Origin of the sequence: Actinopolymorpha singaporensis (assembly GCF_900104745.1) — a bacterium.
Lineage (GTDB): Bacteria > Actinomycetota > Actinomycetes > Propionibacteriales > Actinopolymorphaceae > Actinopolymorpha > Actinopolymorpha singaporensis.
In genome coordinates this window covers 4025940-4048984 of the sequence record NZ_LT629732.1, presented here as the reverse complement: position 1 = coordinate 4048984, position 23045 = coordinate 4025940, and the positions used below count along the sequence as shown (strand labels likewise).

General features: G+C 66.8%; 17 protein-coding genes. 7 read left to right on the top strand and 10 right to left on the bottom strand.

Features of this window, described 5'->3' with window-relative positions; genetic code table 11:
- The first annotated feature begins 46 nt into the window (after positions 1-46).
- Positions 47-991 carry a SagB/ThcOx family dehydrogenase gene (locus tag BLU27_RS18235; protein WP_157728642.1) on the top strand — a complete coding sequence of 315 codons (945 nt, stop codon included), beginning with the start codon at positions 47-49 and terminating at the stop codon, positions 989-991.
- Positions 988-2274, top strand: coding sequence for a YcaO-like family protein (locus BLU27_RS18230; protein WP_092654872.1), 1287 nt, complete (start codon positions 988-990; stop codon positions 2272-2274). The genes BLU27_RS18235 and BLU27_RS18230 overlap by 4 nt, the downstream gene beginning before the upstream one ends.
- Positions 2275-2362: 88 nt before the next feature.
- Here BLU27_RS18230 and BLU27_RS18225 read toward each other — a convergent pair whose 3' ends face one another.
- From BLU27_RS18225 to BLU27_RS18210, 4 genes are all read right to left on the bottom strand, one after another.
- On the bottom strand, positions 2363-3280 hold the full coding sequence (locus tag BLU27_RS18225) for an NAD-dependent epimerase/dehydratase family protein (protein ID WP_157728641.1): 918 nt from the start codon (positions 3278-3280) through the stop codon (positions 2363-2365).
- Positions 3277-4176 (bottom strand): MDR/zinc-dependent alcohol dehydrogenase-like family protein, encoded by a 900-nt coding sequence (locus BLU27_RS18220; protein WP_277869314.1) that lies wholly within the window; start codon positions 4174-4176, stop codon positions 3277-3279. Before BLU27_RS18220 ends, BLU27_RS18225 begins: the two co-directional genes overlap by 4 nt.
- A gap of 138 nt (positions 4177-4314) precedes the next feature.
- Positions 4315-6627 carry a DUF4838 domain-containing protein gene (locus BLU27_RS18215; protein ID WP_172804987.1) on the bottom strand — a complete coding sequence of 771 codons (2313 nt, stop codon included), beginning with the start codon at positions 6625-6627 and terminating at the stop codon, positions 4315-4317.
- Between the two features lie 222 nt (positions 6628-6849).
- Positions 6850-7863, bottom strand: coding sequence for a LacI family DNA-binding transcriptional regulator (locus BLU27_RS18210; RefSeq protein WP_092654868.1), 1014 nt, complete (start codon positions 7861-7863; stop codon positions 6850-6852).
- 157 nt (positions 7864-8020) lie between these two features.
- On the opposite strand from BLU27_RS18210, the gene BLU27_RS18205 reads away from it, so the two are divergent.
- From BLU27_RS18205 to BLU27_RS18190, 4 genes are all read left to right on the top strand, one after another.
- Entirely contained in the window at positions 8021-9319 is a 1299-nt protein-coding gene (locus BLU27_RS18205) for an SGNH/GDSL hydrolase family protein (RefSeq protein ID WP_206744621.1), read from the top strand.
- Positions 9320-9357: 38 nt separating this feature from the next.
- On the top strand, positions 9358-10689 hold the full coding sequence (locus BLU27_RS18200) for an ABC transporter substrate-binding protein (protein WP_157728638.1): 1332 nt from the start codon (positions 9358-9360) through the stop codon (positions 10687-10689).
- A gap of 76 nt (positions 10690-10765) precedes the next feature.
- Complete coding sequence (locus BLU27_RS18195) at positions 10766-11602, top strand: carbohydrate ABC transporter permease (RefSeq protein ID WP_241827503.1); 837 nt, start codon at positions 10766-10768, stop codon at positions 11600-11602.
- Positions 11599-12543: a carbohydrate ABC transporter permease gene (locus tag BLU27_RS18190; protein ID WP_241827502.1), complete on the top strand. Its 945-nt coding sequence runs from the start codon at positions 11599-11601 to the stop codon at positions 12541-12543. The genes BLU27_RS18195 and BLU27_RS18190 overlap by 4 nt, the downstream gene beginning before the upstream one ends.
- Positions 12544-12700: 157 nt before the next feature.
- Here the strand turns inward: BLU27_RS18190 and BLU27_RS18185 are convergent, their stop codons facing one another.
- Together BLU27_RS18185 and BLU27_RS18180 are read right to left on the bottom strand one after the other, a co-directional pair.
- Positions 12701-14341, bottom strand: coding sequence for a DUF4855 domain-containing protein (locus BLU27_RS18185; RefSeq protein WP_241827501.1), 1641 nt, complete (start codon positions 14339-14341; stop codon positions 12701-12703).
- A gap of 447 nt (positions 14342-14788) precedes the next feature.
- A complete protein-coding gene (locus BLU27_RS18180; RefSeq protein WP_206744620.1) occupies positions 14789-15970 on the bottom strand; it encodes an ROK family transcriptional regulator in 1182 nt (393 codons plus the stop codon).
- A 119-nt stretch (positions 15971-16089) separates the two neighbouring features.
- On the opposite strand from BLU27_RS18180, the gene BLU27_RS18175 reads away from it, so the two are divergent.
- Positions 16090-17073: a glycoside hydrolase family 43 protein gene (locus tag BLU27_RS18175; protein ID WP_092654863.1), complete on the top strand. Its 984-nt coding sequence runs from the start codon at positions 16090-16092 to the stop codon at positions 17071-17073.
- A gap of 118 nt (positions 17074-17191) precedes the next feature.
- Here BLU27_RS18175 and BLU27_RS18170 read toward each other — a convergent pair whose 3' ends face one another.
- The 4 genes from BLU27_RS18170 to BLU27_RS18155 form a co-directional block, all read right to left on the bottom strand.
- Entirely contained in the window at positions 17192-17566 is a 375-nt protein-coding gene (locus BLU27_RS18170; RefSeq protein WP_157728637.1) for a hypothetical protein, read from the bottom strand.
- Positions 17559-18431 (bottom strand): peptidoglycan recognition protein family protein, encoded by an 873-nt coding sequence (locus BLU27_RS18165; protein WP_092654861.1) that lies wholly within the window; start codon positions 18429-18431, stop codon positions 17559-17561. Before BLU27_RS18165 ends, BLU27_RS18170 begins: the two co-directional genes overlap by 8 nt.
- Positions 18432-18492: 61 nt before the next feature.
- Entirely contained in the window at positions 18493-21282 is a 2790-nt protein-coding gene (locus tag BLU27_RS18160) for a hypothetical protein (RefSeq protein WP_157728636.1), read from the bottom strand.
- Positions 21283-21349: 67 nt separating this feature from the next.
- Entirely contained in the window at positions 21350-23044 is a 1695-nt protein-coding gene (locus BLU27_RS18155; protein WP_092654859.1) for a hypothetical protein, read from the bottom strand.
- Between the last annotated feature and the right edge of the window lies 1 nt (position 23045).

Sequence of the window (23045 nt, the reverse complement as noted above, 5' to 3'; positions counted from 1 at the left end):
TGCACACCCCGTGTCCCGAACTGTGCGCCTCGCTCCCGATGTGCTCGTGAGCACCCACGGCCCCGACGGTGTCGTTCAGCGCGGCGACCACGTGCTGACCCTCCCCGATGCCGCTGAGGCGCTGCGGACTGTGGCGGTCCTGGCTCGGTCACCGGTCGAGGACGAACACCTGCGCACGGCGGTGGGCGACGGCAACCTTGTCAACCAGTTGTTGCGCGAGGCTGTTCTCGTTCCGGACCTTCTCACGCCGGACCTGGTGGCCCTGCACGCAGCCACGACATCGGGACCGCCCTCTCCCGTTGCCAGCCCGCCTGTGGCCGACCTGCCACGCGAGGTCCGTGACTACGGCGAGCCATCCGTCTCACTGGCTCCTCCGAAGAAGCTGCGCGGCTCACTCGCCGAAGCGCTCACGTCACGCCGGTCCGCGCGCGCCTTCACCGGAGGCACCGTACCCGCCGACGATCTCTCGACATTGCTGGCGAACGCGATCCGCCCGGCGGACGTACCATTCCTGCCCACCGTCTCAGGTGCACCGCCCGGATCTCGGCCGTACCCGTCGGCCGGTGCGCTCTTTCCTGTCGAGGTGGCGCTTCTCACGGCACGGATCGGCGGCCTGGCGCCGGGCACATACCGATACGCGCCGGGCGGGCACAAGTTGATCCCTCACGGGGGCGAGGTTTCCGCGACACGCTTGCGGTGGCTACTGAACGACCACCCCGTCGACGGGCTCGCGGTGGTCATCACGTTCACCTGCGACCTGTCCGCTCCCGCCCTTGCGAAGTACGGCGCCAAGGCGTACCGGATGATTCTGTTGGAGGCAGGCCATCTAGCCCAGAACCTCCTGCTCGCGGCAGCGTCGTTGGGAATCGCCGCCCTTCCCCTGTGTGGCTTCCGAGACGACGACCTGGCAGCCGAGCTCGGCCTGTGCGGCCCCCACGAGGTGGTGCTCTACGCGGTCGTCCTCGGAACATCGGGAGACGGGCAGCCGTGATCAGCGACCTCCCCGCACAGTTGGGCGCGCGGCTGACCGTCACCGACGATGCCGCCTGGCCTCTACGCACGTCTCGCTACATCGCCGACGCGGCCGGCGCCGGAGGTCTGATCGGGTGCGGCGCCGGCAGAGATCAGCAGGCCGCCGCGATCAGGGCCGTCATGGAACTGGTCGAGCGTACGGCCCAGTTCGCCCCGACCTCCGTACCAGTGGCGGCCGTGGACAGCTACGTACGTCTCGGCGCCGAAGCTCTCTGTCCCGAACAACTCGGCCTGTACTCCGAAGGGCAGTACCGCGCCGCCGGCAGCCCTGTCACCCCCTTCGTACCGCATCAGTCCCTGGAGTGGGTACAGGTGACGGAGGTGCGGACCGGCCGTCGCCGACTAGTCCCGGTGGAGTTCGTCTATCCGCGGGCCGCCGTGACCCGGGGACGCCTGGTCGTCGAGACGTCCAGCGGGACGGCCGCGGGTACGACCTACGAGCAGGCACTCTGCGGCGCGATCAGCGAGGTCGTCGAACGCGACAGCGCCATGCTCTTCTGGCATCGCCACGTGCCCACCCACAGCATCGCCTCACAGCGACTGGAGCCAGCCATCGCGGACGAGCTGGAAACGGTACGCCTGCTCGGATACGACGTCCTCGCCTGCGACCTCACCTACGACCTGGGCATACCGGTCGTGCTGCTCATCGCACTGCGCGAACGCTCCTTCGCCTGGGGTCTTGGTTGCGACCTGGATCCGCGCCGGGCGGCGGCGCACGCTCTACGAGAGCTGGGCGCCCGGCTTCGCTGGCTGGCCGTCGCCGACTCGAGCGAGACCCTTCACCTGCCGCGAGGGATGGTCCTGACCGGCGAGGACCACTACCGCCTGTACAGCCGAGGTCCGCTGCACGACACCCTCCGAGGATTCCTCACCGCGGTGGTGCGGCATCCGCAACCCGATGAGGCGTCAACCGCAGATGGCCACGCCGCAGGTGATCCGGCCATCGGTACCCACTCAGGTTCGTCCGCCTCCGGCCCGCACAACAGCGACCCACCACCACCCGACCGGTCAGCGGCCGCCAGACTCGTCGGCCTGCTCGCCGACGCCGGGTACGAGACCTACGCCCACTCGCTGCAGGCCCCGTCATGGGATGGCGACGACCTCCATGTCGTGCGCGTGATCGTGCCCGGACTGGTCCCGTTCTGGGTTGGCGCCGACAAGCAACGCCTGGGTTGTCACCGCCTCGTCGGGTCCACTTCTCCCGGGCGTCTGACGAACCTCCTCCCCCACATGTTCGGCTGACCCACGGCAACTTCGGTCCCGGTGACCAGCCAGAGCCCGCAGAGGCCCCGGCGTCGGTTACCGCATGCACCCAGGACACGTGGCGCGATCAGGAGAGGTCACGGACGGCCGCATCCAGGGAATACCGAGGCTCGTAGCCAAGGAACGTTCTGGCCCTGGCGATGGAGAGGAGTCCCGCACGCTTGGGCAGAGGCTCGCACAGATACTGGATCAGTTCCGGCCGAAGTTTGGCAAGCACCTCCAAGGTCGGCTCGGGTGCCCGGGTGTCCGCCGCAGCCAGTGTGATCGGAACGGGAACGACCGTGTCGACGAGCGCAGCCTTGGTGATCCCCTGTGTGACGTCAAGGACGTGTACCCACTGGAACAGGTCGTCAGCCCACTCCTTGGTGGCAGGAAGGCCTGCGTCGAGCGCCGCGTCGTAGGTGGACTCCGACCACACACCGGCGAAGCGCAGGTTGACGGCCTCGAATCCGAACGCCCGGTTGAAGGTCGCTCCGAGCACTTCGGTGGTGGCCTTGCTCATACTGTACGGATCTTCTGGCGTGACCGGTTCGTCTTCGGTGAGCGGCAGGGATCGGTGCATCGGTGATCGGCCACTGACCCGCCAGTAGAACGTCCCGAATGCGTTGATGCTCGACGCATTGACGACTCGACGAGCACCTGCCATCCGCGCCTGGTCGAAGACGTTGAACGTCCCGACGATGTTCGTCATCACCGTGGCCTTGGCGTTCTCCCACTCACCCGTGGGACGGCCGGCAAGGTGCACCACCACCTCGACGTCCGTGAGGGCGCGCGAGAGTCCCTCGTCGTCGAGGATGTCGAGGTGGTGGTACGGCCAACTCGGCGACAACGGCAACCGTCTGCGCCCTCCCGGCGCAGACGGATCGAAGATCGTCGCCTCTTCGGGGGCGACGTTGTCGATGAGAACGAGTTCGTGGCTGGTCTCCAGGGCGGCCGTTACGTATCGGCCGAGCCAACCAGCCGCGCCGGTGATCGCGATTCTCATGCGGCCCACGTCCAGTCGATCGCCGCGGCGACGGGTTCGAGGCGACCCTCGCTCACGTTCTTCATCAGTGCACGTGCATCGTCAGGCCCCTGCGCGACGGTGCCGAGGAGTTGCTCGGATGGCATCTGACCGTTTCGCATGAGGGCGAGGGTTGCCCTGACACGGTCACCGGTGATCCCGGAGACGAAATGGACGGTGAGCTCGCGCTCCTGCAGGACGGCCATGTCGCCCCATGCGGTCACCCCTCCGGGAGAATGGCCGCTGTAGACGACCTGGCCGGTCCGGCGCGGGAGCCGTGGAATGTACATGTCGAATGCTTCGGTGTTCTGCACGGTGTCGATGACGGCTTCCGGAGCGAACTCCGCCAGTGTGGGCTCGGGGTCCGTTGCTCTCCCGTTGAGCGTCTCGAACCCGGCTCGACCCAGTACCTCCAGGCGCGAGCGGTGCCGGCCGACCAGGAGCACGTCGAAGCCACGGGCACGGCACGCGAAGGCCGCGGACGCGCCGATCACTCCGTCACCAACCACGAGGACGTGGGCGCCGGCGGGGAGGAGGAGACGAGACGCCGCGTTGTAGCCGACCTGAGCGACCACCACGAACGCCGACCTCTCCGCCGGTAGCCCTTCGGCGTCATAGACGTCCACGGCGTCGGAAATCGACCGCGAGGAGTGCGCCCCCCAGGACGAGCTCACGTCGACGTAGCCGAGACCGCTCGTCGCCACAACCCGCTGCCCGATCCGGAGTCCCGCGACCTCGGATCCGATCTCCTCCACGATCCCGACGCGCTGGTATCCGGGGACGGCCGGAAAGCTGACGTTGCCGGAGCCGAAGGTGCCGCGCATGACCCACTTGTCGGTGCCCGTACTGACTGCTGACATCAGGGTCCGTACAACCACCTGCCGTGGGCCAACCGCGGCCAGGCCGAGCTTCGCGCACTCGATGTTTCCTGGCTGCCGGCACACGATCGCGTCACTGCTCGACAATGCTCCTCCAGCTCTTCGGTTTCGTGACCGCGTCCCGACCGTGCTGTTGCTTCATACCCTCACGGCGAAGATGCGGTCCACATAGACGTACGGGATTTCGGCGGAGTTCGGCGGGGAGACCCATACGTACTCGATGTTCTCGGCGTCGTACCGATAGGTGCCGGGAAGCTCGAGCTCGTGGTAGCTGCCGTCGGAGACCTCCGAGACCGTGATGGTCCGCTCATTGCCGAAGGGTGGCCATACTCCCGCCGCCATCGCGGTTGCCTCGGGTGCGGCGGACCCGGTGTCGGCGCGCACCGAGATGTAGACCTTCCACGTGCCTTCGGTTGGGAGGCCGTCGAGGGTGAGCTGGACGCCCCAGTCGGGCCGGTTACCTGGCATGCGTACTGTGTAGCCGTTCGAGGCGTCGGGGTCATCGAGGATCGTGGTCACGGGCCCATACAGCTTGAGCGCCGGCTCCTGAAAGTCCACCCAGTCCTCCAGCGGCAGGCCGGCAGCAGTCGCCGGCGGGGTCGCGGGGGCGGAGGCGATGCGGAGCTGTCGGATCAGTTGCTCCGGCGTCATGCCGAACTCACCGGAGCGGGTGAGGCCGGCGACGCGTACCTCCTCCTCGAAGCGCGGAAGCCGGTTCTCCAGATCGGGGTCCCACTGCAGGCCCCTCAACTTCGCGATGCGTACGAACTCGGCGGCTCGCATGAGGATGACGAAGTCGACACAGAGCCGGACGGCCTGCACGTGTGCGCGCAGATCCGGATTGTTCCGAACGAGTTCCTCTGCCTTGGCCATCAGCTTGTCGGCCTGCAGCATGGTGTCGAAATGCAGGTAGGGAGAGTTCACGGTCGCGTTGTAGACCAGCCGGGTGTTGGTGTCCTCGACCGACTGCCGCATCAGCTTCATGTAGCTGTAGATGGTCTGGGCTGCGGGCCCGTAGTAGCCGCGAAGGAACTCCCGGATCAGCGCGTCCGGGTCCAGGCTCGGGTCCCACAACAGTCGGCCGAGCACCCAGGTGCGCAGCTCGGCGAATTCGGTGCCGGCTGCGTTGTAGGCGTTCTGCGCGAAGTAGCCGCCGACCTGGGGGTGTTCTGCCAGCCCCTGCACCGTCGCACCGAAGGACCAGTAGTCGGGGAACGGCTGGATGTAGTACGCGAAGTCGACGGTGTAGTCCCAGATGACGATGTCATCGGCGACCTCGCACCACTTCTTGAGCGTCTGGCCGATCTCCGCGTTGTCGCCTTCGAAGCGGGAGTGGGCGAAGTTCGCCTGGATGGGGGCCACGGTCATGACGACACCCTCGCCCACGTGGATTCCCGTCGGCGGACTGAAGCTGAACGAGTACGCCTGCGTGCTCAGTCGGGCCTCCGGGATCTGCTGGCGCACGCGGGCCGCAACGTCATTTGCCAGGTCGACCACGGCCGCCGACAGGGCACCACCGTGACGACTGGCGAACTCCTTGCTCGCAGGATCGGGATCCCAGCCTCTGTCTGCCTGTTCGAAACCCCACGACGGATCCAGGCCCGCGGCGATCCGCTCCCGGAGCTTCTTCACCAGGTTGTCGGTAGCCATTTCACGGGTACGCGGATCCATTGCCAGGACTTGCCCGCCATACCAAAGGCTCTCGTCAGGCACCATCTCCTGCCAGTTTCCGCCGAACGGGTCGGCCGGCCAGTACGTCGACCAGGTGTCGAGATGCTTTGGGACCGGGTGGTTTTCGAAGCCACGGTTGCCGTTCAGCAAGTTGTGGTGACGGTACGCCGGGTCTATCGAGTCACCCGCGTAGATCTGGCGGTAGCGGAAGCGTGGTACCTCGTCGGTGTTCAGGCTTTCGCGGGCCACCTTGAGCGTACGTTGTGCCGGGATCCTGGTGTAATCGGCCGAGAACCAGCGGACGCCGAGTACGCGGTCAAGTAGCCAGGTCACGCCGTAGAGAGTGCCCCTGGGGTTCGCGCCGGCGATGAACACCGTCTCGGCGACAGCGCGTAGAGCGAAACCGTCCTCGCCGAGGGCGGCGTAGTCGACGGACTTGCCGAGTCGCGCGGACAGCGGGTTGTTCCGTCCCACCACCAACAAGGGCGGACCCGAAGGCGGTGTGTCGCCGGACACGACCGGAAACGTGGCCGAGGTGATCGACTTGAGGTACGACGCCAACTCGTTGGCAGCGTAAAGTACCGTCGCGTCCTCGTCGGCGCCGCAGTACACCTGGTAGCGGGTACGGCCGTCCTCGGCCAGGTGGAGCCGAGCTCCCTCCGCCGAGGCTTCCCCGGCCGACGCCACGTGTGCCAGGCCCAGGAGTCCCGCGCCCGAGCCGGCCAGCAGGAGGGTCCTGCGCTTGATTCCTGCACTGTGCTCGTCGGGTCCGACGTTCATTGACATCTCCAACCACTGTGTGGAGTTGCACGGCCATGAGATGAGGTCTTCTGAAGCACCCGGCGAAGGTTCCAGCCGCTGCCGGCACGGGCTCGTGCGGACGTGCGCCGTCTACTGAGCCCGGACGCCGCCGAGGCTCTGGAGCGCTCCAACGCGACTCAAGCTAGGCTCGCGCCCACTCGGAGTCAAGCAACCGTCGCTTCGGGATCCGTGCCCGGCCGCTTATGGCCTCACCGTCGAGTCGCGAACGACCAGTTCCGGTACGAACCGTACGTTGCGGTGGGTGTGGCCACGGTCGCGGATCTCGCTGACCAACAACTCGGCGGCGGTGTGGCCCATCTCGTACATCGGCTGGCGGACCGAGGTGATCGGCGTACCAACCAGCGTTGCCAACTCGATGTCGTCGTAGCCGACAACTGCCACGTCATCCGGAACGCTGACGCCGGCCGAGCCGAGGCCGCGCATCAGCCCGACTGCCAGCAGGTCGTTACCGCACAGGATCCCGGTGGGCCGGGAACGCCTCGCGCTGTCAGCCAGCAGGCTCCTGGCCGCCTCTTCGCCACAGGCGATCGTGTCCGCCGGCACAGTGACGACCTGAACTCCCGGTCGCACCCGACCGCCGGCCGTAGTCAAGGCGGAGCGCATACCGCTGAGTCGATCGGAGTGCTGCCGGCCACGTCCTGGGCCTCCCACGAAGGCCAGCCGACGGTGTCCCAGGCTCAGCAGGTGCTGGGTTGCCGCTATCCCGCCACGGATGTCGTCGACGGCGACCGAGCACTCGCCTGCGCCACCCTCGTGGTCCAGGAGGACCGCCGCGACGCCTCGTTCTCGCACCTGCTGTACCTCTCCCGCTCCTGACGCCGTCGGTATGAGCAATATCCCTGACACCTGCTGGGCGATCAGAAGACGCAGCGAGGAACGCTCGCGCTCAGCGTCATCGCGGGTGCTCGTCAAGGTGAGGACGTAGTTCTCGCGGATCGTGACGTCTTCGACGCCGCGCGCAATCTCCGCGAAGAAGGGATGGCCCACATCGTGCATGACAAGGCCGATACTGCGGTTACGCAGGCCCCCCAGCATGCGGGCAGGCTGGCTCGGGATGAAGTCGAGGTCACTCATCGCCGCCAGCACACGGGCCCTGGTCGCCTCGGAGACGACATCGGGGCGGTTGAGAACGTTGCTCACGGTCCCACGGGACACCCCTGCCCGCCGTGCGACGTCCTCAATGGTCACTGCCATGCACGCGCCCCAATCTGGAGTATCTGCCCAAACCGTTGACACCGCCTCCTAGGAAATCATAAGGTCCGGGCCTTGGAGCGCTCCAAGGCCCGGACCGCGTGTGCTGTGGCTGGTCGTACCGCGATGCGCAACCGGGTCGGTCGGATTTCTCGAATCGGTGGAGGTCGACGACAGCATGGCACTTCAAGAGCGGCGGCCCGGACCGTCGTCCGTAAGGGACGGTGGCGGGGGCGCGGGGCCGGACGTCCACCAGCCAATGCTCGAAGCCGTCCGTGAGTTGGTGAGGCATGGCGTCGAACCCGCGGAAAGGCGTCTCGTTCGTGGCGAGCAACTGATCCTTCCGCACACGGTTCCAGACCGTTGGATCTCAGGCCGCGCGCCACGTGGCGTGCTGACCAGCCACCGTGGTCAGGCCTCGATCCCTGCGCCCGGAGCGCTCGACCCGCACAGCGTCATTGTGCGTTCTCTCGATGGGCGGACGCTCCGACCCGGAGTCGACTATGCAGTCGACGACGTCTGGGGGACGATGGGCCTGTTGGACGCAGCCACGGGTGGCTGCGAGGTCGACTACGCGTATTCCCTTCTGCGCATCGACAGTGTCGTGGAGTCCGCGACCGGCGGGCTCACGATCGTCGAAGGGCAGAGCCATCTCACCACGCCGCGACGCCCCGCCAATCCCGACGGCGCACGGCTTGTGGCCACCGTCTTCGTCCCGTACTTCGGCGATGGCCGCGACGCACAGGTGCTCCTGCGACGCGATGCGCCGCGGACGGTCACAGTGCCTCAGCAACACCTGCTTGCCTCCACGAGCGCCCGGCTGCGTGCCGGCGAGGAGGTAAGGATCGTGTGCTGGGGAGACAGCGTGACCGCGGGCGGCGATGCCACGTCCGACCGCGCATCCTTCCCCGCGTTGGTCGAGCACGGCTTACGAACCTCGGGTGCCGACGCCCGGGTCACGACTGTGGCGGTCGGCGGTTCCAACTCCGCGCAGTGGCTGGGCCGAAGTGAGGAAGCCCGCTGTCATTGGTCGCGAGTCGCCGAGGCGAGACCACATCTGGTGATCGTGGAGTTCGTGAACGATGCCGAACTCGACCCTAAGACGTGGCCCGGTCTCTACCTTGACCTGAAGTCCCGAACCAAGGCGATCGGTGCGGAACTGCTCATCACGACGCCTCACTTCACGATGGCTTCGATGATGCGCTTTGGTCACGCTGTAGTAGATACCGACGAACGTCCGTACACGCGGTTCCTACGCGACTTCTGTCACTCGGAGCAGATCGCACTCGCTGATGTCTCGAGACGCTACGAGCATCTGGCACTGGAGGCAGTGCCATACCAAACCCTGCTGAACAACGGCATCAACCATCCCGACGACCGCGGACACGCTCTCGCGGCCGAGGAGATTCTCGCCTGCATGGGGCGCAACACCCCACGACCCGAAGGAGACGAGTCATGAACCGAGCCATGGACAGACGGGCAGTCCTCCGTGGAGGCTTGGGGCTGGCCGCCGCTGCGGTCGGTGGCTCGTCAGTCGCCGCTTGTACGGTCGGCGAGCAGGCCGCGCCGACCAGGAGGGCCAAGCACAATCTGGTCATTGTGCAGTGGACGAACGTGCCCGCGGTGGAAGTGACCAGGAAGATCAACGCCGCGTTCGAGAAGGAGAACCCAGGCGTCACGGTCACGATGCGCCACGCCCCCAACCCGAACAACGCCTACGGCGCACTCGTCAACAGCCAGTTGGCGGCGAAGTCGGTCGACATCGTCGCCCAGTTCGCGCTGACCCCCTCGGCGTTCCCGCCCAAGTACACCGAGCAGAAGCCGGGTGGCTTCGCGGCACTGGTTGCTGCGGGTAAGGCTGTTGACCTGACGGACACCGGGTTCATGAAGCGTTACGAGAAGTCCCAGCAGCAGTACGCGTTCGGCTACGAGGGCCGCCAGTATGGACTCATGGCCGCTCAGTATCCCGCCTACGGGGGCTTGTTCTACAAGAAGGCGCTGCTGGAGAAGCACAGCGTGCCACTGCCGTCCACCTGGGACGAGCTGATCCAGGCGTTCGACACGCTGAAGTCGAAGGGTCTGACTCCGCTCTTCCTTGCTGCCAAGGACGGATACCAGATGTTCGTCTGGCACGGCATCCTGACCCAGACGTTGATGGCAGGAAAACGGTCCGAAAGAGCCGCGGAGGTCGGTGCGGCGAGGGCCAAGGCGTTCTGGCAGGGTGCGGCGACCTGGAACGATCCCCTGTACCACGAGGTGGCCGCCAAGTACCTGAAGGTCATGCAGTACGCCCAGCGCAACGCCTCGGGCGTGTCAGCCCTGACCGCGCCGGGCGTATGGGCGGTGAAGGAGGACGACTTCCCGTTCCTCATCGATGGAACGTTCGATGCGGCCACCATCGTCAAGGCCAACCCCAAGCTTGATCTCGGCTTCTTCACGATGCCCTCGAGCAACGCTGCAGCAGTCAACCGGGTGGTGCTCAATCCGGACCTGTCGTGGGTCGTTCCGACGTCGGCGCCCAACAAGGAGCTCGCCATGAAGTGGCTGGAGTTCTTCTCCCGTGAGGACAACTACAAGCAGTGGCTGGCGGCGACCGGTTCCAACTCGACACAGCCCGGCGTGACGACAACAGAGGTGCCATGGATGGACTGGCTGAACGAGCATCAGGAAGACGCCTGCCTGAACGTTCCCGGTCCGTGGGTTCCGACGGGTGCGGCACCCGAGGCGAGCGGACCAGTCCTCGCAGACATGGTGCCCGTAGGAAGGACGAGCGCGAACGACGAGCTGCGCCGGTCAGCCGATGCCTACGCGAAGGCCCGGAAGGCATAGTCGGATGGCAAGCTCAAACTCCTGCCCGTTCGGGACAAGGCGGACGCGAGCATGGATACCATGGCTGAGTATCGCAGTGCCCACCATCGGATGGACGATGTTCGGGCTCTATCCGTCGATCGCGACCTTCTTCTATTCGTTCACACAGTACTCCGGGGTTCCCGGTACCCCCCTGAACGTCTGTGGCCTGTGCAACTACGCGACAGCGGCCACCAGTCTCCTGTCCAACGTCGCCGGCGCCGTGTGGACGACGGTGAGATTCGCTGTGGGCGTCACCGTCTTCCAGACTGCCCTGTCACTCGGCCTCGCGCTCATATTCCAGCGCCGCGGGCGGTCGTTCACCTTCTACCGAGCGATCATCTTCCTCCCCGGCATCTTGAGCGTTCCGATCGTGGGCGGGATGTTCTCGTTGCTCCTCGACCCGGAGTCGGGGCCCGTGGGCGAGCTGTTCCGTAACGCATTCGGCATACAGTCGGCTTTTCTCGGGTCTGCCAAGATCTCGCTGTTACTCATCATGGGAATCACCATCTGGATGGGTTGCGGCTATGGGATGATCATCTTCATCGCAGGCCTGAGGGCGATCCCCCGCGAGTCGTACGAGGCCGCCTCCGTGGACGGAGCCGGACGGTTCCGCACCTTCAGGCACATCACATGGCCGCTACTCGCCCCGGCAACGACGGTATGCGTCTTCCTCACCTCGATGGCTTCGCTTGGTGAGTTCGCGCTCGTGCTCGTCCTGACCGAAGGAAACTTCGGCACCAAGACGCTCGGCGTCTACATGTTCACCTCGGCCTTCGGCACGAGTAGCCAACTGGGGTACGGCTCGATGATCGCGATCGTGCAGTTCTTTCTGACGTTGCTGATCGGTGGTGGCGTGTTGCTTGCACTGCGACGCCGTGAGGTGACCCTGTGAGCAACCAGATCACCAAGGACGTGGACCGAGGGCAGGCTGGAGTGGCTGCTTCGCCTTGGACCGACCAGGGCACCGTGGCGAGGATGGTCGGTACGGGACGCTCCATTCTGCAGGTTCTCGGTCGCCATGGCGCGTACATCCTGGTGAGCGCTGGGATCTTCGCGCTGCCGCTCGTCTACTTGACGGTCCAGGCATTCAAGCCCTACACGGAATTCCTGCGTAACCCGACTGGCCCTCCGTCGACATGGACGGCGACCAACTTCGCAGACGCATGGCAGCAAGGGGATTTCGCCCGGCAACTGGTCAACAGCCTGGTCTATGCGAGCGTGCCGACAGCTGTCAGCATCCTCCTCGGTGTGTTCCTCGCCTTCCCCATCGCACGCGGATACTTCAAGCGGACCAACCTCCTGTACGGACTCTTCGTCTTCTCCGGCTTCCTCCCTGTCGGGTTGATCCCGCTGTTCATCGAGGCCCAAGCGCTCGGCTTGTACAACTCGATGGTGGGGTACGTCGTGATGAACAGCCTCGTGGGTGCGGGCTTCTTCTTCTTCGTCGGCTACATCAGGACGATCCCTCGCGAACGTGACGAGGCAGCGGCCATGGACGGCTGCGGGTACTTCCGGTTCATACTGACGATCATCATCCCCGAGATGAAGCCGGCGTTGGCGGCCTTCGGCGTCTTCGGATTCGTTGCGGCATGGAACAACATGATCCTTCCCCTGGTCATGCTCGCCGACGAAGACCTCTGGCCGGTCACCAGGGGCCTCTACTCCTTCCTGGGCGAGAACGTCCAGAACTGGCCGCTCATCTCGGCGGGCATCATCATTGTCGCAGGGCCGGTGGTCTTCGTGTTCGTGCTTGCGCAGCGGTACCTGGTCGAAGGCGTTGCCGGTGGTGCAGTCGCCGGCGGTCAAGCAGTTGCCGCCCAGAGTGCGCGGTAGCGGCCAACCGCGCGCACCCAGGACACGTGGCGCCCTCGATCAGGAGAGAAGTCCCCGGAGTTCCGCGACGCCTGGTCCAACGCACTCGCGTGGGCCCGGGACCATTGGTCCCGGGCCCACGCGCCGGAGGGTCCCGGTGCTGGTCTTTTCCTGCACCCTAGTTGGTCGTCTGCGGTTTGTAGGTGCCCCGGACGAAGTCGTGGAGCCAGTCATAGAGGATCCGCTGTCGCGGGTCACCGCTCCTCGCAGCCTGGAGAACAGCGTCGTTGCCCTGGTAGTAGGCAAGAAACGCATTCCTCATGTAGCCGTGTTCCACTCCGCCATTCAGATACGTTATGTAGCGATTGCGGAAGACGTCATCAGTGAGCATCCGCTCGTCGAACTCGACCTCCACACCCATTCCGTACCGCCTGGCGATCCCTGAGGCATCGTCAATCCGCAGGGGATCCATCTCCTCGAAGAAGTAGTTCGGCTGAAAGGCGGCTGCATCTATGCCCACGTCGGACCACATGTAGCTCTTGTAGGCGAGGAAATGGGGGATCCAGAAGAGTTTGAAACCGTTGTCATGGACCGCCGCGCTGACATGCCGCAGCGTCTCGGGGCCGGACGCGCTGGTGCTGACCTGCTCGTCCAACCAGTAGAGCCCGGACAACTTCAGGTGGGAGTAGCCGGCCTTCGCCCAACGACTCCTGAGGGCATCTATCCACCACCGTACGATCTTCTCGCGATTCTCCACGGCCTGTTCCCTCCCGACGGAGGATTCATTGACGTTCTCGGACACGCCGTCGTCGTCGACATCACCGAAGTCGGTCTGCAACTCGCCGGGATTTGGGATCATCAGGACAACTTTGGTCCTCAGGTCGGGCCTGGACAGATCGTCGGCGACCTTCTTTGAAGCTTCGTTCAGTTGCTGCAGGTCGCCTTCTGTGGCGAACGTCTTCTCGAGGTACCAGTTCCAGTCGGGAAGTTTGGTTTCGCCAGTCCCGAAGTCGCGGCCATTCGGTGAACGGAGACCCAGATACAGGATTCCGTCGAAAAGCCGGCCCTCCGGATTCCCGGAGGTGTTGACATACTCGAGGTAGGGGATGATCCGGTCCTTGGTCCAGTCCCCTCTGCCGCCTGGGTAATATCCGTTGTAGAGAAGGGCCAGGTCGCTGATTCCGGCCGTATCAGGGCCCGGTTTGAGGTACGCCGGATGATCCGGCTGCGGAGTCACTGCCTGTTCAGTCCGACCGTCGAAGCCCAGGACCTGAACCTCGTCCAGAAGTTGGGACGCGCGAGTGTGCACGGAGAACGTCACCTTGACGAACCGCGCGTACGCCATCGTGCCCTTGAGGTTGTGGTCAGGGAATCCGTCGGCCGCACCGTCCCACGAGTACGTCTCGTCCCGCGGCGGCCCGTCACCCCAGAGCAGCTGAGTGGCCCTGTCCCCGAGCTTCGCCCACGACGCACCGTCGTTGGACACGTACATCGACACCGTGAGCGGAACAAGTATCGAGGAGGTCGGCCAGTCCTGCATGAAGTGGGCGGTGACCCTGGACACGGACTTCCTGCCACCGAGATCTATCACCACCTCGCGGGTCTTGCCGCGCGTGTGCCCTACCCACGCCTGGTCACTGCGGTCCAGGCGTCCGTACCGGCCGTCTGTGAGTTCCATGCCGGAGTCCGGGTAGGCAGCATCGGGTGCCTGCGACCACGTGTATCCGCGCCCGGCGGCGAGATTCCGCGGCTCCGGTCGTTGGGCCGCCGCAGCCGCGGGAACGCTCTGGCCGCCGGCCGCGAGCGCCACGATCACCACCGCCAGGACCGAGGCCGTCCGAAGCGTGCGGCACAACGGTCGCCGACGCGTGCCGGCCCAGTTCCGTCTGAGCATGTGCACCTCCGTGCTGTGTCGTTCTCCGACAGGTAGCTCCCTCACCTGGCAGAGTCGGTGGGGCCAGGACCACCGGTCGGTCACGAGTCACTACTTCAGGCCCCTGGAGCCATCCCCGATTGGTATAGACAACCTCTTGGGTTTGCGTCCAGTCCTTGGCTCGTTCCGGCCAGAGATCCGGGACGGACGGCAAGCCGTGGTGCGTACCAATTTGAGAGGAAACTCGTACAGGAGAGACGCGCCATCGGAGTGGCCATGCCGAATGCAGAGCACCGGTCCCGGATGAGCGGTCACGTGACCGGGGCCGCGCAGCCTCGTGATCAAGGTGGATGGGTCGGCATTAATCTTCCGCCGGAAAGGAACGAACCCACGTCAAGGTTGGCTGAACCTTGCCTCGATCGCGGCGACGGCGGCGCCACGTGACCAGTCGTCCTCACCGGTCGGCCGGATCACGAGCCGGGCTCGAGAGGCCGCCCCATAGGCGCAAGCGGCATAGCTGCGCCGGAGCGAGCCGGCCATGAGGTCGAACGCCGCTTCGCGGGTCGGGCTGACCACAATTCGCTGCGGTCCGGTGATGTTCGCCAGAGTGGCGATGCCGCGACCAAGGGCGGTGCCCGCCTCGACGAAAGCCGCGCGAGCTTCCTGACGTCCCGCGGTGGCCAGGGCAACCGCCTCGTCGAAGGTCGTCTCCCTCTTGAGGCCTGCGCTGACTCGGCGGCTGATGGCGTGCTCGGCCGCATACGCCTCCACGCAGCCGCGCCGCCCGCACCGGCAGTCTGGTCCATCCGCCTCGAGGATGACATGGCCGAGTTCGCCGGCAACGTCGAAGGCACCACGAACGATCTTGCCGTCCAGCATGAGACCGCACCCGACGCCGCTACCGACCGTCACCAGCGCCAGCGACTCCGCACCCAGTCCTGCACCAGACCAGAACTCGGCGACCGTCAGAGCGTGGACATCGTTGTCCAGAATGGTTCTGATACCCGTGAGCCGCTCGACGGGGCCTGCCACGTCGACCTCGTGCCAGTCGAGGAACGGCGAGTACCGCGAGGTACCGCGCGCCCGGTCCACGTCGCCGGACAACGCGACACAGATCGTGTGCAGTCGCCGACTTCGCCGACCCAGGCTGCGAGACATGGCCGCCATCAGCGTGCGTACGACCGCGAACACGTCGTGCGGGTCGTGCGATCGGCATTGCACTCGCCGGTGGGCCCGCGTGGTTCCACCGAGGTCGACCACTGTGCCGATCACAGCCTCGCCGGTGATGTTGACGCCCGCGAACAGTTCACGCTCCGGCCGCAGCGTGAGGACATGGGTTGGCCGTCCCATCCTGGTCGGCTCAGGTTCGCCGCGAACCTCCGCGGCCACGTCTGCCAGGTACCCCGCGTCCATCAGTAGCCGCACAGCCTTGGTGACACTTGGCGAGGTCAGGCCGGCGCGCTCCGCCACGGCGAGGCGGGACATCGGCCCATGCCTGACAAGCGTGGCCATGACCTCGGTCACCGAAGGGCGAGCGAACACCGCGTCTTCAGGGACTGCCCTCGATTGCGTCACGAGGGGAGCATACTGGAAACTTAATTTCCTGAGGCATTGAAATGCGCGGCCGGTGACTCTAGCGTGCGGCGTACGGTCCAGGCACTTCGCCTGGTGCGGGTCGAACAAAGGAGCCATCGATGCGGCGTCTCCGCCACATCCTCGTTGCCGTCGCCCTCGCCGGGGCCACCAGCGCCCTGTTGATCCCAGCCGCTCCAGCGCAAGGGCAACCGCCCTCCCAACCCCAGCCGTATCTCGCCATCGACCATGACTTCCCGGACCCCTCGCTGCTTCGAGCCGGGGAGCGCTATTACGCCTACTCCACGAACGCCGATGGCCGGAACATGCCCGTCGCTTCGGCGGAGGGCCTGTACGGGACGTGGACGATCGCGGCGGACGGCCTGCCCACGCTCGGGTCCTGGGCCAGTGAGGGTTTCACCTGGGCGCCAGACGTGACCGTGCTCGACGACGGCAGCTACCTCGTCTACTACACGGCACGGCACACGGCCTCCGGCAGACAGTGCATCGGCGCTGCCCGCTCGACCTCGCCCGGCGGCCCGTTCGAACCAGTCGGCGACAGCGCCCTGATCTGCCCGACCGAGGAGGGCGGGGCCATCGACGCCGCCACCTTCGTCGACGCCGACGGCGACCGCTACATCACCTACAAGAACGACGGCAACGCCATCGGCCAACCCACCTACCTTTACCTGCAACGGGTCGCAGCCAACGGCACCACGCTGATCGGTGAGCCCGTGCGGACCATGCAGAACGATCCCAACGTCGAAGGTGGACTCATCGAGGCACCGTTCCTGGTGCGGCACCAGAGCAGGTACTACATGTTCTACTCCTACGGGCAGTGGTGGAACGAGACCTACACCACGGCTTACGCCGTGGCGAGTTCACTCGCAGGGCCCTGGACGAAGGCAACAGAGCCGCTGATGACTACCCGGAGCCTGAAGGGAAGTGCCATCGGCCCGGGGGGCGCGTCGTTCCTCACCGAGGGGAGGCAGGGCGAGGTTGTGGTGTTCCACGGCGTACGTAACACCCCGTCGTTCCATCGTGCGATGTATGTCGCGCGCCTGAAGTGGAACGGTGCCACTCCCGTGGTCTCGGTCACGAAATAGGCGGCTGCCGCAGGCGGACAAGGTGGCAGCGTCCGCTGCGACAGTCAGTCCAGGCGAGCCGGTTGGGAAGGCGAGCCAGGTGGGTGGCGGTCGGGGCCGCCACCCACCTGGCGTCGGTTCAGTTCGGGGCTGTACCAGCGGGCGTCACCGACACATCCGCAGACTCGAGGAGTTCGTCGGTGTCCTCGACATCGTGGCGCAGGCCCGCCGGAACGAGTCGGTTGCCGGCGTGGTCCGCCGGCCTGTCGACGGGCGTGATCCGGGCGCGCGCCGAGGTGACAGCCCAGGCCCAGACGACGGCCGGCGCCAGCACACTGGCGACGCCAAGGACCCGACGGTCGCGTGTTCCGACAGCTCCGCTTCTGACACTCGCGAGGGCCGCCAGGGCGGTGACCGAGCCGGCCACCGCGGCCCGGGTCAGCAGCGGCTCACGAGCCAGCCGGGTCGAGTCGACGAACCGGCCCACCCGCCGCAGTTCCAACCGTTCAGGCAACGACGCGAAATCCATGCTTGGCCCCCAGCTTCTTCAGGCTCTCCGATCCGGGAACTCCGTCCGCGTCTGCTCCGGAGTAGCCGCAGCGCCGCTGCCATCGCGCGTAGGCGGCGACGGTGCGGGTGCCGAACGAACCGTCACTCGCGTACTGCGACGACAGCAGACCCTCGGCGGCGAGCGCACGCTCCACGAGCCGTACGTCGTCCGCCGCTCCGGGCGTGACCGCACCCTGCGGCCGCTTCGGGTCCAGCTTCGCCGCCCTGGTCACGGCGGCGAGGCTCACCGCCGACCCCGGCGGGCGCGGTGGCTCGGGTTGCTGTCCCCCGGCGACGGCGGCGGAGATGACGTCTCCTACCTGGGCGATCCGTGCGGGTGCGGGGCACGCATGGTGTTGGTTGAACCGTGGCGGCTTGGAACTGGTGTACTGCGCGTGCCAGCCGATGCCGCGGCCGAAGATCTCAGGCAGTTTCACCAAGGGCACGCCGTGGGTGTCTCTCAACCAGACGAGCAGGTTCGCCATCGCGGCGATCTGGTGGTCGTTCCATCGAGGGACCTTGCGGACGTCCTTGCCGTCCCAGACCCGGCCGGCGCCGTCCCAGGTCTCGATGCTGATGTGTCCTCTGCCGCCACCGAAATAGTTACCGTCCAACTGACAGTGAGCGACGCGTTCGGTGTCGACGTACTGCAGGACGTTGCCGTCCTCGGCGACGTAGAAGTGGCTCTCGATCGACGACCGTAGCCAGACACTCTTGATGTTCTTGGCGTTGGAGACTGCCGTGTGCAGAACGGCTCCCCATGGTCGGATGCGGGGCTGGGTGTTCGCCTCCGGGAGCGGATCCCAGTCGGCGTGTGGATAACGGGCCATGGCGCGGACTCCTGAGATGAACGAGCTTACGGTGAAGGTGGTCCGGAAGAGGGAGGATCGGTCAGGACATCGGCAGCGGAAGCTCGGTGTCGTCCAGAACGAACGACCCGTGGCCTTCCCGCAGGCTTCCGTCGGCACCGAGCGCCGGATCGCTCCAGTGGTCCCAGGCGGTGCCGACGTCGGCGAAACTGGCGGGATAGTTCACACGGAGCGCCGCGACGATCTTCGTCTGCTCCGCGTCACCCCAGGTCGTGGTGTCCATGCTGGCGAGGTTCGCGCCCGCGATGGTGTCGGCCATCTTGGTTCCGGCCCGGCCTGAGGAGATGATCGGGTTGGGGAAGTTCACGTGGTAGCGGTACACGAGCGCGACCGCGTGCTCGCAGGTGAAGACGTCGCCGAAGGTCGCCGGACGGGTTCCACCACTGCCGTCGGGAACGGTGGGTACGTTCGTCCCCACGGCTTTCGCCCACGGCGTGCGAAGTATGTCCCGGATACGCGTGCGGGCCATGTCCCATTCACACCGCCAGAGCTCCGGGCTGTTCCGGCACATCATCAGGAAGCGGTACCACCAGTGCCAGTCCCGGAAGCGTTCGAAGTCGTCCGCCTCGGTGACGGGCACGGCGACATCACGCTGGTAGCTCCCGCCACCTCCGGGCAGGCCGTAGAGCACCGGCGCACAGACGTACTTGCGCGCACCCGGGTCCCACATCGGATTGGGCCAGGTCTGCGGCCACGGGTAGGCGGGATAGACGCCGAAGACGCCGAGATAGCGTTCGTAGACCGCCGGGTACTTCATTCGCAGGTACGCCAGCAGGGCGAACAGCTCCCCCGTGTGGTGCGCCGGCCAGATGGTCCAGTGCGCCACCCCGAGCGAGACCACCGCGCTGTCCCAGCCGTTCATCGAGTCGAGGTACGACCCGCACTCCAGCGCTGCGACCGCTGCGACGACGCGGTAGGTGCTGGCACGCGCCACGTCGGTCGCGGGATCGATCGCCGCACCGGTGAGCCGCACCGGGTCGACACGGGTGTCCGGCGACCACAGGGAGTTCGGCTTGTACGAGCGGCTGATCGGGCCCTGCCCCATGCCCGGGACACTCGCCATCGAACCGGCCGCCACGCCGTCGACGGGAGCGACCACGCGGTTGGCAGGGATGTCGTAGTACATCGAGGCGTCTCGGGCCCAGACGGCGTCCCCGACGGCCGGATCGTCGCGCAACCAGATCCGGTCCTTGACGAACGTCGTCGGCGCGCTGGCGGTGTTCCACTTCCACGACTCCATCACCACCGGACAGTGCAGCCGGTCGGCGACCTTGACCCGCTCGGTGACACCGGGGGCCGTACCTCGGCGGGCGGTCGTGTCGGTCACCCATCGGGCAAGGACCGTGGCGGTCTCCGGGTCGAGCAGGCCGTGCACCGGCCCCCAGTACCTGCGTGGGTTGTGCAGATGGAACAACGGGTCGGCGGCGTGCGGGCCGGTGAGCGGCTCCAGTACGCCGGCCACCCCTTCGGTGCCGGCGTACCCCTGGAGGTGCCGAACGGCCCACTGCGTGGACCGCCCGTACTCGCGGTACGCGGCTGTCCCCTTGGCCGGCAGGCAGGTGAAGCCGACGAGGACCAGGTCGTCGTGCAGCTTCTCCACGTGGCCGCCCGGATCGCCGGCCCGGACGGCACCGCCGTACTTCTTCGTGGCATCGGAGTCACCTGGCTGGAGATAGAAGCCGCCGTACCTCGTCTGCAGGGCGTAGAGGTGGTCGCTCGGCCAGGAGGGCGCTCCTCCGGTGAGCGCGGCGGTGAGGAACGCGACGAAGTCGTCGGCCATCGACCGGACCACAGCCGCCTGGGCGGTCACGTCCGCGAGCGCCGACTCGGCGGCTCCCTTGATCCCCTTCGTGCCGCGGCGTTCGATGAGCAGGAACAACCAGGCCACCAGGGTGACGGCCTGGGCCACCGACTCCGCGGCCTTGGCGTCCAGCGTGACCGTGGAGCCGGACTCGGTGTGCGGGATGGGTGGTTGGGCGGCCTTCACGAACGACGCGAACCGCGTACTGACGTGGGGCGTTCCCGCCACCGGCGGGTCGAGGTAGTACCCGCGCAGGAGTGCGCCCACGCTGACGATGCTCGGAGTGCTCACCGCGTGTGCGGCGAGTACCTGCGCGTCGAGATCGCTGAGCAGGTCCTGCAGCGACATCTTCCGCACCAGCACCGACTTGCGGTGTTCCTCACTCTGCGCCGCCGTCCACGGCGTACCGGCCGCCTCCGCCTTGATGCGCTCGGAGTTCCACTCGACGAACCATGAGGCGAGGTCACCCACCCAGGTGACGAGTCCCTGGATACCGGTGTCGAACACCTTACCCAGAGAGGGGTCCAGCATCGTCGCGACCATCCGCCAGGTGTTGAACTCCCGCCGGTTGAACGCGAAGTCGATTCCGACGAACAGATGACTGGTGTCAACCGGCGCTTGCTCGAATCCGGAGTAGGGAGCGAACGGCGACCCCGTCATGATGTTGCCGGTCGAGTAGAGGCGGTCGAGCGTCGTCGCCGACACGTCCTTGGTGGTGAGCGGTGCGGCCAGTTTCTCGGTGTCGAACAGAACGTCGAACTTCGCGCCGGCCCCCTTGGTGAACCTGCTGTAGGCCAGCCGCCGCAGATTGAGGACGTTCCGCCGGAAGTCCTCGCGGGTGGGCGAGCTTCCTTCCATGCGGTCGATCCAGACGAGATAGTCCGCCAGCCGAGCTGTGTAGGCCTTCACCTCCTCCGAGCCGACCGCCGGTCCGTCCTGCCACGCCTCCCGCTGTCGGCGGCGCAGTCGCATCGTCGCCGCCAGGCCAGCGGCCGAAGCTACCGTCCCCATGCCTTCCCCCAGGTGTCACTCGTGTACGGCGCGGTGCCCACACGGTCTTGGTCCGTGTACGGCGACGTCAGTCGATGGTGTCGAAGCGCAGGCCGCTGGAACTCTGTCCGCGTCCGGCCCGCCTGCCGCGGCCGACCCAGAAGTAGGACTCCCCACCGACCCATCTGGCGTACTGCGTGGTGCGGGTGACCACGGCCCCCTCGGACGGAACCTCCTCCTCGGGTAGTTCGAGCGGTTCGCCCGGACGCAGCAGTCGGCCGAGCGGGTTCAGCGGGACCGGTCGGCCGTCCGGTCCGGTGCGACTGAGGGTGGCGCGTCGCAGGTGGTTGACGCCCGGCCGTACCTCCACCGGCAGCAGCGGGATCCAGTGCTCGGGTACGTCGGTCATCAGCCGGTAGTGCAGCCTTGCCGGGTCGGTGCCGTCACCGTCGATGACAGCGGTTCCGCCGGTTCCGTCGAAGGCCGGGGCAGCCGCGGCCTCGGCCCGGTCGAGGGTGCGACCGACGGCGTTGGTGACCTTGCGTTCGATCGCCCATGCCTGGTTAGCACCCTCGTCACGGGCGAACGCCACCTCCTCCAGCGGGTCGCTCTCGAGCGTCTGGGCGAGCACCGGCGCGACGAACAGGCCCGCCTCCGCCGCGCCTCCTCCCGAGGCGCTGAGCTGGAACAGTGACCATCCGGCGTCGCCCTTGCCATCGCCCTGTCCGGGCACCAGGCACTGTTCGCCGAAGGTGTCCGCGACGACGACAGAGGTGACGCTCGTCAGCGAGCCGACCGGAACGTCGACGGGCACGACGTACCAGTCGTTGGCGTACACCGTGGCGAACTCCACCAGCAGCATGCGGGCGAGATCCTCCGGCGCGGTCTCGATCCCGCCGAAGTTCACTCGGGCGTCCTCGAACTCCCAGTAACGCCGAGAGGGCATCCCGGCGAAGAACGCCGGCGCGGGCAGGACAGTGCGGACGAGTTCTGTTCGGTCGGCCGGCGCCTGCAGCGGGGTTGCCTTGTCGTCGACGACGAACGAGTGCCAGTCCAGGCGGCCCCCGTCGTACGCGGGTGCGCCGAGGGTGACCTGCTGCCCGCCGCGGTCTGCGCCCACGGCGAACTCGTACTCCATGCGGGCGGGCTTCCACGCGGACCGCTCCGGCGGGACGGTCGCCAGCCGGGACGTCGCCCACGCGAGCCAGCGCACCGCGACCTGCCGGGCGGTCTCGGCGTCCGCGCCCTGCAGCCCCCACTCGGGCAGGCCGTCCGGCAGCGTCGCTCCCAGCGCGTTCGCCAGGGCGGCTCCGTCGGGGACGCGACCCGAGACCACCGCCAGGTAACGGCGGGCGGCGGCGTCGAGGAGGGGACCGAGCAGCGCCTCGTCCGCCCGGAGCGGGTACGCGGCCACGATGGCGTCAGCCACCGCGCCGGTCAACCCGGCGGCGGCCAGCATACGCAGGAAGTGCTGCCCGGCTTCGGCGGCTGCACGCAGGTCCGGTGCCGGCTCCTCCCGCTCGACCAGGACCTCCAGCGGCGTGGCGCCGTCGTAGTCCTCGGCGACGAGGTCGGCACCGGGACGGAACCTGGTGACGCGGTCGGAGGTGGCGCGGACCCGAACCCAGACGGGCGACCCGGCGTCGTCGCCGAGGAACTCCCCGAACTGCCACTGCCGCGCCAGCGTCCACAGCGGGTCGTGTACCTGTGCCTCCAGCGCCGGGCGCATGTCGCCGGCACGGGCCCGTGGCTCGATCCGGGTCCAGGTGGTGATGGATGACATG